Consider the following 12,408-nt stretch of genomic DNA (forward strand, 5'->3'; position numbering starts at 1 on the left):
GGCGGAAAAACAGCGGAAACGAGGCGATTGTACCGGGCCGCCCTCACATTGACGTACTAATATATTAGTGTTTTAATCGCCCGACTTTCCCGGACTTCCTGAGATGACACGCACCTACCAAGACCTGCGCAGCGCCCGCTGGATGGCCCACGACGACCTGCGCTCATTCGGCCATCGCTCGCGCATGATGCAGATGGGCTACGGCCCGCAGGACTGGGCCGGCCGCCCGGTCATCGCCATCATCAACACCTGGTCCGACCTCAACCCCTGCCACGCCCACTTCAAGGACCGCGTCGAAGACGTCAAGCGCGGCGTGCTGCAGGCCGGGGGCTTTCCGGTGGAGCTGCCCGCCATCTCGGTGTCGGAGTCCTTCGTCAAGCCCACGACGATGCTCTACCGCAACTTCCTGGCCATGGAAACCGAAGAGCTGCTGCGCAGCCATCCGGTCGACGGCGCGGTCCTCATGGGCGGCTGCGACAAAAGCACGCCGGGCCTCATCATGGGCGCGATCAGCGCCAACCTGCCCTGCGTGTACCTGCCCGCGGGCCCCATGCTGCGCGGCAACTGGAAGGGCAAGGTGCTGGGCTCGGGCTCCGACGCCTGGAAGCTCTGGGACGAGCGCCGCGCCGGCAACATCAGCCAGGCGCAGTGGGTCGAGGTGGAGGCCGGCATCGCGCGCAGCCACGGCCACTGCATGACCATGGGCACGGCCAGCACCATGACGGCCATCGCCGAAGCCATGGGCATGACGCTGCCCGGCGCCTCGTCGATCCCGGCGGCCGACGTCAACCACATGCGCATGTCGGCCGAGTGCGGCCGCCGCGCGGTGGAGATGGTGTGGGAAGACCTGACGCCTTCCAGGGTGCTGTCGCCGGCCTCGTTCCGCAACGCCATCAACGTGGCCATGGCCATGGGCTGTTCCACCAACGCCATCGTGCACCTGGTGGCCATGTCGCGCCGCGCGGGCTGCGCCGTGGGGCTCGACGACTTCGACGCGGCCAGCCGCGAGGTGCCCGTCATCGCCAACATCCGGCCCAGCGGCGACAAATACCTGATGGAAGACTTCTACTACGCCGGCGGCCTGCCCGGCCTGATGTCGCGCCTGGCGCCTGCGCACCTGGACCTCTCCGCCGCCACCATCAACGGCAGGACGCTGGGCGAGAACCTGGCCGGCGCCGAGGTGTATGACGACGACGTGATCCGGCCGCTGGACAACCCCATCTACAAGGAGGGTGCGCTGGCGGTCCTGCGCGGCAACATCGCGCCCGATGGCTGCGTGATCAAGCCCAGCGCCTGCGCGCCGCAGTATCTGCAGCATACCGGCCCGGCCCTGGTGTTCGACGACTATCCCAGCATGAAGGCCGCCGTCGAGGACGAGAACCTCGACGTGACCGCCGACCACATCCTCATCCTGCGCAATGCCGGCCCGCAGGGCGGCCCGGGCATGCCGGAATGGGGCATGCTGCCTATCCCCGCCAAGCTGGTGAAGCAGGGCGTGCGCGACATGCTGCGCCTGTCCGACGCCCGCATGAGCGGCACCAGCTACGGCGCCTGCATCCTGCACGCCGCGCCCGAGGCCTATGTGGGCGGGCCGCTGGCGCTGGTGCGCACCGGCGACCTGATCACCGTGGACGTGCCCGCGCGCCGCATCCACCTCAACGTCAGCGACGCGGAACTGGCCGCGCGCCGCGCCGCCTGGACGCCGCCGCCCAGGCGCTTCGAGCGCGGCTACGGCTGGATGTACGCGCGCCACATCCTGCAGGCCAACGACGGCTGCGACTTCGACTTCCTGGAAACCGGCTTCGGCGCCCCCGTGCCCGAGCCCGACATCTTCTGAACCCCACTGCCCGCGGCCCCATTCCCGAGACAGCCATGACCACTCTTTCCGAAGCCACCCGCGCCAGGCTTGCCGGCGTCAGCACCGCCACCCTGTGCACCGCGCTCTTCAAGCGCGGCCTGCGCAACCAGTTCATCCAGGACGTGCGGCCGCTGGCCGCGGGCCTGCCCAACATGGTGGGCCCCGCCTACACGCTGCGCTACATTCCCGCGCGCGAAGACCTCAACCCCATCAAGGTGTTCGAGGATCCGCAACATCCGCAGCGCGTCGCCGTGGAGTCCTGCCCGCCGGGCGCGGTGCTGATGATAGACAGCCGCAAGGACGCCCGCGCCGCATCCGCGGGCTCCATCCTGGTCACCCGCCTGATGAAGCGCGGCGTGGCCGGCGTGGTCACCGACGGCGGCTTCCGCGATTCCCCCGAGATCGCCGCACTGGGCTTTCCCGCCTACCACAACCGCCCCTCCGCCCCCACCAACCTCACGCTGCACCAGGCCATGGACCTCAATGTGCCCATCGGCTGCGGCGACGTGCCCGTCTTCCCCGGCGACATCGTGGTGGGCGACGGCGAGGGCGTGGTGGTGATCCCGGCGGAGATCGCCGACGAGATCGCGCAGGAAGCCGTGGAAATGACCGCCTTCGAGGATTTCGTCACCAGCGAGGTCCAGGCCGGACAGAGCATCATCGGCCTGTATCCGCCCACCAACCCCGCCACGCGCGAACGCTTTGCCGCGTGGCGCGCACAGAACGGCCGCTGACGGCCGGCCCTGCAGGCCCACACATCAAAAGAACCAGGAGACAACCATGAACACGCATCGTCGCCGCTGCATCGCCTTCGCGCTGGCCGGCGCCTCGCTCGCCGCCCTGGCGCTGCCCGCCCGGGCTGCCGAATGGCCGCAGGCCAAGCCCATTTCGTACGTCGTGCCCTTCACGGTGGGCGGATCCACCGACGTGGTCGGGCGCCTGCTGGCCCAGAAGCTGGGCGAGCGCCTGAAGCAGAACGTCGTGGTCGAGAACAAGCCGGGCGCGGCCGGCGCCATCGGCGCCACCTACGTGGCCAAGGCCCCGCCCGACGGCTATACGCTCTTCGGCGGCACCATCAGCACCCATGCCATCAACGCCAGCCTCTACAAGCACCTGCGCTACGACCCGGTGAAGGATTTCGAGCCGGTCTCGCTGGTGGCCACCCTGCCCAACGTGCTGCTGGTGGACCCCAACCTCGGCGTGAATTCCGTGGCCGACCTCATCGCGCTGCTCAAGCGTGATCCGTCCAAGCGCACCTTCGCCTCGTCCGGGCCCGGCACGTCCACCCACCTGGCAGGCGAACTGTTCGCCGATGTCATCGACGTGCCGCTCACGCACGTGCCCTACAAGGGCACCCCGCCCGCCATGGTGGACGTGTCGGCTGGCGCCGTCACCTTCATGTTCGACCAGATGACCGCCGCGCTGCCGCTGCTGCAGAACGGCAAGCTCAAGCTGCTGGCCGTGACCACGCCCCAGCGCATCGCCCTCGCGCCCGACACGCCCACCATGGAAGAAGCCGGCGTGCCGGGCTTCCAGATGGCCTCGTGGCAGGCGGTCTACGCCCCCAAGGGCACGCCCAAGCCCATCGTGGACCGGCTCTCGCAGGAGATCGCCGCCATCCTCAAGGAGCCCGACGTGCAGGAGAAACTGGGCAAGACCATGGGCATGGAACTGGTGGGCAGCACGCCGGAGGCGCTGCGCGACCTGATGGCCAGGGAGATCCCGCGCTGGGCGGAAGTGGTGCAGAAATCGGGCGCCCAGGCCGACTGAGCGTCAGCAGGCCCTAGTCGCCGTCGCGCAGCACCGCGGTGTCGGCCGGATACGACGCCCCGCGCGAGAAACGCTGCAGTTCGCGCTCGACATCCACGCCGTAGGGCGCCAGGCGCGGGGCCCAGCGGCTGGCGCGCTGCTGCAGCTCGGCGTCGTCCGGCAGCGGGCCGTTCACCGCGAAAATCACCCGGTTGCTGGCGCGCAGGTTGAAATACACGCCGAACACGCTGGCATAGGTGGCCGATTCGCGATCGTAGAAATCGCTGCTGGAGAACGTGTTGGCCGCCAGCACGCCCTGCGGCGCCAGCAGGGCGCGCACCTGCCCGAGGAACTCGCGGGTGGTGAGGTGGCGGGGGATGTAGTCCTCGTCGAAGGCATCCAGCAGCACGAGATCGTAGCGCTGCCCCTCGCGCACTGCACGCTCCACGTAGGCGCGCCCGTCGGCCTGGTGCACGCGCAGCCGCGCGGAAGGCCGGAACCCGAAGTAGGCCTGCGCCACCCGCACCACCGCCGGATCCAGCTCCACCGTGTCGATCTCCGCCTGCGGCAGCAGGTCGGCCAGCGCCATGGGCAGCGTGCCGCCGCCTAGGCCGATCACCAGGATGCGGCGCGGCTCGGGCTGCACCAGCAGCGCCGCCATCATCATGCGCGTATAGCCCAGCACCATGCCCTTGGAGCCGTCCGCAGCCACGCAGGTCTGGCGCCCCAGGTTGCTGGCGCTGCCGAAGGTCAGGCAGCGCTCGCCGTGCGCCTCGTACACCACCACCGGCGAATACGCTGAAGGCTCGGTGTGCAGCACCTCCTGCGCCACCGCCGGAAAACAGGCCAGCAGCGGAAGCCAGGCAAGACAGCGGCGCGGCAGCGGGGATGGCGTCATGAAGGTCCTCCGGCGACAGGCCTGCAGTATGGCATGGCGGCGCTACGCGTCCACGCCCCACCGCTGCGCATGCTTGCGCGTGTTCGACACGATCCATTTGCCCAGCCGCTCCAGCAACGTGGCTTCCGTGCCCGGCTGCAGCGTTGCCAGCAACCCCGCCTGCACCGCTCGCAGGGCCCCGGGCAGCGCCTGCACCATGGCGCGCGCCAGGGCCGACACGTAGCGCGGGGCCAGGCCCAGCTCCCGCGCCATGGCCTCCAGCTGCGCGGCACCGATCCGTCCCGGCGCCGTCTCGCCGCCCACCCGAAACGCAAAATTGCGCGACAGGCCCGGATACATGGCGGTGCACATGAGATCGTAGAACGGCGCCAGCCGGTACGCGCCGCGCTCGTCGCAGAGCACGGAGAGGTTCTTGGCATGGCTGTCGTTGTTGCCCACGCAGAGATTGAACACGATCCATTGCACGAAGCGCTTCAGGTCGGCCGCCTCCACGCCCACGCCGCGCAGCAGGCCCAGGCAGGCCGTCAGCGAGGGCCCGCCGTCCGCCTCGTATTTCACGTCCGACGGCTTGCCGGCCAGCTGGCAGAGGTCCAACTGGTGAAGCCGGCGCAGCCCTCCGTGCCCGTCCGGCACGCGGTCATAGCGCAGGATCAGGCAGGCCCGCGTGTCGGGCTGGTAGACCGCCTGCGCCGCATGCAGGCCCAGCCGGGCCGCCAGCTGCATGACCAGCGCCTCGTTCAGGGCCGAGGCCCATACGCCCTCCAGGCCGCGGATGTCCGGCTTCAGGATGTGCGAAGACGGCGCCGCGCCTTCCGGAATCGCGGGGCTGCCGTCGGGCATCACCATCAGCAGCAGCTTGTCCTGCGCTCCCGCCAGCGAAATCCGCGTGCCCTCGGCGTTCTGCGCCACCAGGGCCGGCACCGCCGACTCCGCCAGCCGGGCCGCGATCTCCTGCCAGGTAGCCGGGCGGTAATGCGCAGGCCCGGGCCGCTCGCCCGGCGGCAGCAGCGTCAGGCCGCTGGCCGTGTCGCCGCCCACGCTGCGCAGCAGCCCGAACACCGTGGTGGCGTGGCGGCTGGCCTGCAGGAACCTGCGCAGCTGCCCCTCGGGCAGCAGGTTCTCGAAGAACGCCAGCACGGGCTCGCCGCTGTGCTCGGCCGACTGCAGCGGCAGCGTGGGCGCGATGGCGCGCCCGTCCGGCCGCGCCAGCCAGGCCGGGTCATACACGAACCGCAGCGGGCGCTCGTCATGCAGCCGCCCCACCCGCACCCCGGCTTCGTACACGTCCAGCGCGTCGGCAGTACTCATGACCCGGGCCGCTTGCGCCGCACCTGCACCTCGAGCCCCAGCAGGTCCAGCATGTCCAGCACCTTCTGCAGCTGCAGCGTGGGCTTGCCCCGCTCCAGGTCCACCACGAACCGGTTGCCGCTGCCCGACAGCCCGGCCAGGTCGGCCTGCAGCAGGCCCTGCCGGCGGCGCGTACGGCGCACCAGCTCGCCCAGCTCCTGCGAGGTATGGATGGTGGCCGCCGCGTCGGTGTCGGCGGCGGCGGAAGAATCGCCTGTGCCCATGGTCGGGTTCCGGAAATTACCGTACGGGAATTCTAGGCCGGTTTGCCGGCCTTTTCCAGGGAAATTTCCCGATCGGTAAATTACGCAGCCATCACTGACTCACGATGGCAGAAAATTCCCGATCGGGAATTTCCGGATGACCGGCAAAAGAATGACAGGCAAGAAACGCCCGCCAGGCGGCAGGCGTTCCGGCGGGGCCGGCGCTTACTTCAGCAGCAGCGCATTCATGCGCTTCACGAAAGCCGCCGGGCTGGCGATCTGGGCGCCCTCGGCCAGCAGCGCCTGGTCCAGCAGCAGCCGGGCCCAGTCGTCGAACTCGCCCTCGCCGGCATCGCGGATGCGGCCGATCAGCGGGTGCTCGGGATTGATCTCCAGCACGGGCTTCACGTCCGGCGCGTCCTGCCCGGCCGCCTTCAGCATGCGCAGCAGGTGCGGGCTGAGCTCGTTCTGCCCCACCACCACGCAGGCCGGCGAATCCACCAGGCGCAGCGTCACGCGCACCTCCTTCACCTGGCCTTCCAGCGACTTCTGCAGGCGCTCCACCAGCGGCTTGAACTCCTCGGCCACTTCCGACTGGCGCTTCTTCTCTTCCTCGTCCGCCAACTCGGCGAGGTCCAGCCCGCCCTTGGCCACCGACACCAGCGACTTGCCGTCGAACTCGCGCAGGTACGACAGCATCCACTCATCCACGCGGTCCGACAGCAGCAGCACCTCGATGCCCTTCTTGCGGAAGATCTCCAGGTGCGGGCTGTTGCTCGCGGCCGCAAAGCTGTCGGCCGTCACGTAGTAGATCTTGTCCTGCCCTTCCTTCATGCGCGACACATAATCCGCAAACGACACCGTCTGCGCCGCCTCGCCGGTATGCGTGGACGCAAAGCGCAGCAGCCTGGCGATGCGCTCCTGGTTGCCGACGTCCTCGCCCGCGCCCTCCTTCAGCACCTGGCCGAACTCCGACCAGAACGCCGCGTAGTCCTCGGGCCTGTTCTCCGCCAGGTCTTCCAGCAGCGACAGCACACGCTTGGCCGAGCCCTCGCGGATCGCCCGCACGTCGCGGCTCTCCTGCAGGATCTCGCGAGACACGTTCAGCGGCAGGTCCGCCGAATCGATCACCCCGCGCACGAAGCGCAGATACGCCGGCAGCAGCTGCTCGGCATCGTCCATGATGAACACGCGCTTCACGTACAGCTTCACCCCGCGGCGCGCGTCGCGGTCCCAGAGGTCGAACGGCGCATGCTTGGGGATGTACAGCAGCTGCGTGTACTCGCTGCGGCCTTCCACCCGGTTGTGCGTCCAGGCCAGCGGATCGTCGTAATCGTGCGAGATCGTCTTGTAGAACTCGCGATACTGCTCATCGCTGATGTCGCCCTTGGCGCGCGTCCACAGCGCATTCGCCTGGTTCACCGTCTCCAGCTCGTCCTTGACGACCTGCTCGCCCTTCTCCGCATCCCACTCCTCCTTCGCCATGCGGATCGGCAGCGAGATGTGGTCCGAATAGCGGCGCAGGATCTCGCGCAGCTTCCAGCCGTTCAGGAACTCGTCCTCGTCGGCACGCAGATGCAGCGTGACGTCCGTACCGCGGCCCGCCTTCTCGGCCTCCGCGATCGTGAACTCGCCCTGCCCGTCCGACTCCCAGCGGATCGCCTGCGCCGAACCCGCGCGGCGGCTCGTCACCGTGACCTTCTCCGCCACGATGAACGACGAATAAAAGCCCACGCCGAACTGGCCGATCAGCTGGGCATCCTTCTGCTTGTCGCCCGTGAGCTGCGAGAAGAACTCGCGCGTGCCCGAGCGCGCGATCGTGCCCAGGTTGGCGATCGCCTCCTCGCGCGACAGGCCGATCCCGTTGTCCGAGATCGTGATCGTGCGCGCCGCCTTGTCGTAGGCCACGCGGATCGCCAGCTCGCTGTCGCCGTCCAGCAGCTCGGGCCGGTCGATCGCCTCGAAGCGCAGCTTGTCGCACGCATCCGACGCGTTCGACACCAGCTCGCGCAGGAAGATCTCCTTGTTGCTGTACAGGGAGTGGATCATCAAGTGCAGCAATTGCTTCACTTCGGCCTGGAAACCCAGGGTTTCAGCGGGTGCGGAAGATGCGGCGTTCTCGCTCATGGTGGTCCGTAATGGGTATCAAGTGGTCAAAACAGGGGAACATGCTGCGCCGCAACAGCCCTGGTCCAGGCCGGCCGGCGCGAAGTGCCCAAGTAGATGGGCGCCGGGCGGGAAATTTCAAGAGGCCCTATAATGCGGAGCTTCGCACTGCCGCAGCCGGACCGGAACTCGACCCGGAACTGGCCAGGCCGTGCCCCCACCGCCGCGACGTCCGTTGCAGCCCTGCCCGGGTGGTGAAATTGGTAGACGCAGGGGACTCAAAATCCCCCGCCGCAAGGCGTGCCGGTTCGATTCCGGCCCCGGGCACCATTTGTAGATCAAATACTTATGGCAGCTCAGCACGGTACAAAACCGATGCATTTCTCGGTTTTCCGTGCCGAGTTCCGCGTTCGCCAAGCAGAAGTTACGAACCATGGGTAGGCACATTGACCAACGTATTGCCATTGCTGGCTTGTTCCTGACCGCATGTGGCGGAATACTCGGCTGGCTTCTTGTAGACACCTGGAATCGTGGTGTTGCAGAAGAACGAATGGCATCACTTCAGCAGCAAGTCGCGCGAATTTCTGAAATCGAAAATCAGCGCCAGCGCGAGAAGGATCGCGCGGATCGTTTAGATCTCGAAGTTGCATCACTCCGGCAGCGCCTCGACGACACGAGTAAAGCGCACAACGCCGAGAATGCCCGCTTGCAGGAAGCCCTTGTTTCTACTCAGAAAGAACTGAACGCCGCCAATCTGAGGCTATCTGCACAGCAGAAATGTGGATACTTGGATGAACTTACGAGAACAAGCAAAAAGAGGCTAGATAACCTTTCTTCGATAGTCGTGGCCAGTGACAGGGATGCATTCGCTCAACAGCAAAAAGAGCGCAGAGAACTCCTATTGGATGAATGCGAGAAAAACCGCACGGCTCTGCTTGAATGCCTCAAAAACTAACTGCGCAATGATCGCCAAAGTCACACTCAATAAGCGGTGCCGACTTTGAGGGTTTTCGTGTATTGACCCAGTGAAATCCTGCTCACGTCATAATCGAGGAAACGACGTTGAGCACGAAGATGGAAGAAGACATCAAACGCTGGACGGCCAAGCGCAAGAGTGCGCTGGTGCTGGACATCATTCAGGGCAAGACCACCGTGGCTGAGGCAAGCCGTCAGTACGACCTATCACCGTCGGAGGTCGAACAGTGGATCGATGACGGCAAGCGGGGCATGGAGAACGCCCTGCGCGCGAATCCGCAGGACGTGCGCGAACAGTACGAACGCCAGCTCAAGGACCTGCAAGAGGCCTATGGCGAGGCGATGCTGGAGCTGCGCGCCAGAAAAAAATTGCAGTCCCTGCTGGGCGAGGACGAGAAGTGATCGAGACGATCCGCCAGGGACTGCAAGCCGACGGTATCACCGTCTCGATCGCCAAGTTGTGCCGCTGGTTCGGTGTGCCGCGCCGTACGGTGTACTACAAGCCGGTGAAGTCCGCACCCAAGGTCGATCCCAAGTTCGCCGTGCCGATCAAGGCGATGATCGAGGAATCGCCGTCGTTTGGGTACCGGACGGTGGCGCACCTGCTGGGGTTCAACAAGAACACCGTGCAGCGCGTGTTCCAGTTGATGGGCTGGCAGGTTCGCAAGCGGCCGATCGGGTTCAGGCCTCGCATCCAGGCTCTGCCTTCGGTAGCGACGATGCCCAATGAACGCTGGTCTACGGACCTGTGTCGCGTGTGGGCCGGACGGGACGGCTGGGCAACGCTGGCGCTGGTGATCGACTGCCACACACGTGAGTTGCTTGGCTGGCATCTGTCGCGAAGCGGTAGGGCCTGCACGGCGGGTGCTGCTCTGGAACACGCTCTGATCGCTCGCTTCGGGACGCTGGGGCGAGTACCGATGCCGTTTCTGCTGCGCTCGGACAACGGCTTGGTTTTTACCTCGCGCAGCTACACCGCCCTGGTGCGTAGCTACGGCTTGCGCCAGGAGTTCATCACGCCGCACTGCCCGCAGCAGAACGGCATGATCGAACGGGTGATCCGCACGCTCAAGGAACAGTGCGTGCATCGGCACCGCTTCGAGACGATCCAACACGCCAGCCGCGTGATCGGAGACTGGATACGCTTTTACAACGACCGGCGCCCGCACCAGGCGCTTGGAATGAAGACGCCGGCTGAGGCATTTGCATTAGCCGCTTAACCTGAGCAGGTTCTGCTGGGTCAATACATTCGCTTTCACGGCCTGCGCTATGACGCCGTAAGCTGATCACGCATTCGCTCCCCCGTCGATCGTCACTCCCGTGCCCGTGATCGAACGCGCCTGCGGGCCGGCAAGAAAGGCGACCAGCGCGGCCACGTCGTCGGGGTCGCCGTAGCGGGGGATCGCCATCCGTTCCCGCTGCGCGTCGGCAAGCGGCCCATCGGCGGGGTTCATGTCGGTGTCGGTGGATCCCGGATGGACGATGTTGACGGTGATCCCGCGCGGGCCGAGGTCGCGGGCGAGGCCCTTGGTCCAGCCGATCAGCGCGGCCTTGCTCAGGGAATACAGGCTCAGGCCGTCCTGCGGGACACGCTCTGCGAGGTTACTGCCGGTGGAGATGATGCGCCCGCCTTCGCCCATGTGCGCGGCGGCCGCCTGTGAGGCCACCACGACGGCGCGGATGTTGATTGCCAGCGTGTCGTCGATGTCCTGGAGGGTCATGGCGTCGATCGGGCCGCCGCGGAAGATGCCGGCGTTGTTCACGAGGATGTCCAGGCCGCCGAGCTCGCGCGCCGCGGTGTCGGCTGCTGCCTTGATGGCCGCCGGGTCGGCGGCGTCGGCCTGGATGGCGAAGGCGCGGCGTCCCGTGGCGGCGATCTGTGCGGCGAGCGCTTCGGCCCGGGCGGCGGAACGCTCGTAGCCGAGCGCGACGTCCGCGCCCTCGGCCGCCAGCCGGCGCGCGATCGCCGCTCCGATTCCGCGGCTTGCTCCGGTGACGAATGCGCGTTTTCCTGAAAGCGTAGACATGGTCGGCTCCATTTATATAGTGATCGATATATAAATGGTGCGCGCGCTTGCAGCATCTCGTCAAGCGATTTATGTGCCAATCAATACAGACTGGAGATCGCCAGCCTCGGCTCAGCCCCTGGCCGACGCTTCCCGTAGCCTGACTTCGTCGGATGCGATGGCGGCCAGCTCCAGCAGGGTCCGCCGCTGGTTCTGGTCCAGTTGGCGCGGGTGGAAGTCGATGATGCAGATCGAGCCCAGCGCGAAGCCATCGGCGTCATAGACAGGAGCGCCTGCGTAGAAGCGGAAGTGCGGGGCATTCGCAACAGCCGGGTTCTGCGAGAAAACAGGGTGTTCGGCCAGATCAGGGACTTCGAATACGCCCTTCTGCAGTACTGCGTAGTTGCAGAACGCCCAGCTTCGCGGCGTCTCCTCCATGTCCAGGCCCTGGCGGGACTTGAACCACTGCAGGTCCGGGGTCAGCACGGTCATCAGGGCAATGGGACTTTCCAGCCCCCATGCCGCCAGCCACGTGACCCTATCGAATTGTTCTTCCGCCGGGGTATGGACCAATCCTGAACGTTGCACCGCCTGCAGCCGGCTTGCCTCGTTCGCGGCAATCGGAAAATCCCCCTGCAGCACTTGGCGGATCAACTCCGGTGGATCCGAGGTCAATAGATTGACCGTTTCCGCCAGGGTCCTGGGCGTTGCCTGATGAACCCGGGCAGGCAGGGACGCCACGCGCCCCTCCGCCACGGCGGTGACGGCGACCAGCCGGGTGTTCTTGAAGCGGCTATCGGCTGCGAAGGTCTGCAGAAGCTGCACGCCCTCTTCCTTCCATCCATCCAGGTCGACGACGGCAAGCGCGGGCGCGTGAGCACCGGCGGCAACCGCGGCCAGCCAGGTGTTGGGGAAGAAATGCGTGACGACGTGGCCTATCGCGTCGAACAACGGCTGCAACACCGGTTGGCGCTCCGGCGTGGTCACCACGTAAACCAATGCCGACCGGGACTTCTCGTGGGCCCGGGTCTGTTCCATGAAGGCTTCGACGTCGGAGCGGTGAACGCGCCGATGGCCGCCAGGCGTCTTCCAGGAAGGCAGCCCGCCGCTTTCGATCAAAAGTTGGGCGGTCCGAACCGAGATGCCGAGCAGCTTTGCGGTTTCCGTCGTGGTGAGGACCTTGTCTTCCATGAGCCTGGCGCGCATGCCGGCTGGGTCAGGGATGCCGGCACGCTGTGCCTGTCATTCTAGCCCACGGGATCGCAT

12 protein-coding genes and 1 tRNA gene are annotated in these 12,408 nt (G+C 66.6%); 7 read left to right on the forward strand and 6 right to left on the reverse strand.

From position 1 onward, the window contains the following. Positions 1-103 precede the first annotated feature (103 nt). The 3 genes from araD to ACYBYQ_RS18225 are packed head-to-tail and all read left to right on the forward strand — an operon-like array spanning position 104 to position 3,628. Entirely contained in the window at positions 104-1,837 is a 1,734-nt protein-coding gene (gene araD / locus ACYBYQ_RS18215) for an L-arabinonate dehydratase (RefSeq protein ID WP_459615831.1), read from the forward strand. Positions 1,838-1,872: 35 nt separating this feature from the next. Then, positions 1,873-2,592, forward strand: coding sequence for a ribonuclease activity regulator RraA (locus ACYBYQ_RS18220; RefSeq protein ID WP_459615832.1), 720 nt, complete (start codon positions 1,873-1,875; stop codon positions 2,590-2,592). Between the two features lie 46 nt (positions 2,593-2,638). Continuing rightward, positions 2,639-3,628 carry a Bug family tripartite tricarboxylate transporter substrate binding protein gene (locus ACYBYQ_RS18225; RefSeq protein ID WP_459615833.1) on the forward strand — a complete coding sequence of 330 codons (990 nt, stop codon included), beginning with the start codon at positions 2,639-2,641 and terminating at the stop codon, positions 3,626-3,628. Between the two features lie 13 nt (positions 3,629-3,641). Here ACYBYQ_RS18225 and ACYBYQ_RS18230 read toward each other — a convergent pair whose 3' ends face one another. The 4 genes from ACYBYQ_RS18230 to htpG form a co-directional block, all read right to left on the reverse strand. Beyond that, positions 3,642-4,505, reverse strand: a complete 864-nt coding sequence (locus tag ACYBYQ_RS18230) for a spermidine synthase (protein ID WP_459615834.1) — start codon at positions 4,503-4,505, stop codon at positions 3,642-3,644. Positions 4,506-4,547: 42 nt separating this feature from the next. Further along, on the reverse strand, positions 4,548-5,813 hold the full coding sequence (locus ACYBYQ_RS18235) for a type II toxin-antitoxin system HipA family toxin (RefSeq protein ID WP_459615835.1): 1,266 nt from the start codon (positions 5,811-5,813) through the stop codon (positions 4,548-4,550). Beyond that, positions 5,810-6,076, reverse strand: coding sequence for a helix-turn-helix domain-containing protein (locus ACYBYQ_RS18240; RefSeq protein ID WP_459615836.1), 267 nt, complete (start codon positions 6,074-6,076; stop codon positions 5,810-5,812). Before ACYBYQ_RS18240 ends, ACYBYQ_RS18235 begins: the two co-directional genes overlap by 4 nt. A 204-nt stretch (positions 6,077-6,280) precedes the next feature. Then, positions 6,281-8,182, reverse strand: a complete 1,902-nt coding sequence (gene htpG / locus ACYBYQ_RS18245) for a molecular chaperone HtpG (RefSeq protein ID WP_459615837.1) — start codon at positions 8,180-8,182, stop codon at positions 6,281-6,283. A gap of 224 nt (positions 8,183-8,406) precedes the next feature. Here htpG and ACYBYQ_RS18250 point away from each other — a divergent pair. The 4 genes from ACYBYQ_RS18250 to ACYBYQ_RS18265 all read left to right on the forward strand — a co-directional run bounded on the left by ACYBYQ_RS18250 (position 8,407) and on the right by ACYBYQ_RS18265 (position 10,356). Continuing rightward, a tRNA-Leu gene (locus tag ACYBYQ_RS18250) sits at positions 8,407-8,491 on the forward strand. A gap of 103 nt (positions 8,492-8,594) precedes the next feature. Further along, positions 8,595-9,116: a hypothetical protein gene (locus ACYBYQ_RS18255; protein ID WP_459615838.1), complete on the forward strand. Its 522-nt coding sequence runs from the start codon at positions 8,595-8,597 to the stop codon at positions 9,114-9,116. Positions 9,117-9,223: 107 nt separating this feature from the next. Then, on the forward strand, positions 9,224-9,538 hold the full coding sequence (locus tag ACYBYQ_RS18260) for a DUF1153 domain-containing protein (RefSeq protein WP_126624673.1): 315 nt from the start codon (positions 9,224-9,226) through the stop codon (positions 9,536-9,538). Further along, the gene (locus ACYBYQ_RS18265) at positions 9,535-10,356 is read left to right on the forward strand and encodes an IS3 family transposase (RefSeq protein WP_126624674.1); all 822 of its coding nucleotides are present in this window, start codon (positions 9,535-9,537) and stop codon (positions 10,354-10,356) included. Before ACYBYQ_RS18260 ends, ACYBYQ_RS18265 begins: the two co-directional genes overlap by 4 nt. Positions 10,357-10,422: 66 nt before the next feature. Here the strand turns inward: ACYBYQ_RS18265 and ACYBYQ_RS18270 are convergent, their stop codons facing one another. Both ACYBYQ_RS18270 and ACYBYQ_RS18275 read right to left on the reverse strand, forming a co-directional pair. After that, positions 10,423-11,163, reverse strand: coding sequence for an SDR family oxidoreductase (locus tag ACYBYQ_RS18270; protein ID WP_459615839.1), 741 nt, complete (start codon positions 11,161-11,163; stop codon positions 10,423-10,425). A gap of 111 nt (positions 11,164-11,274) precedes the next feature. Beyond that, positions 11,275-12,333, reverse strand: coding sequence for a helix-turn-helix domain-containing protein (locus tag ACYBYQ_RS18275; protein WP_459615840.1), 1,059 nt, complete (start codon positions 12,331-12,333; stop codon positions 11,275-11,277). Positions 12,334-12,408: the final 75 nt, after the last annotated feature.

It is taken from the genome of Bordetella sp. 2513F2 (assembly GCF_054642735.1).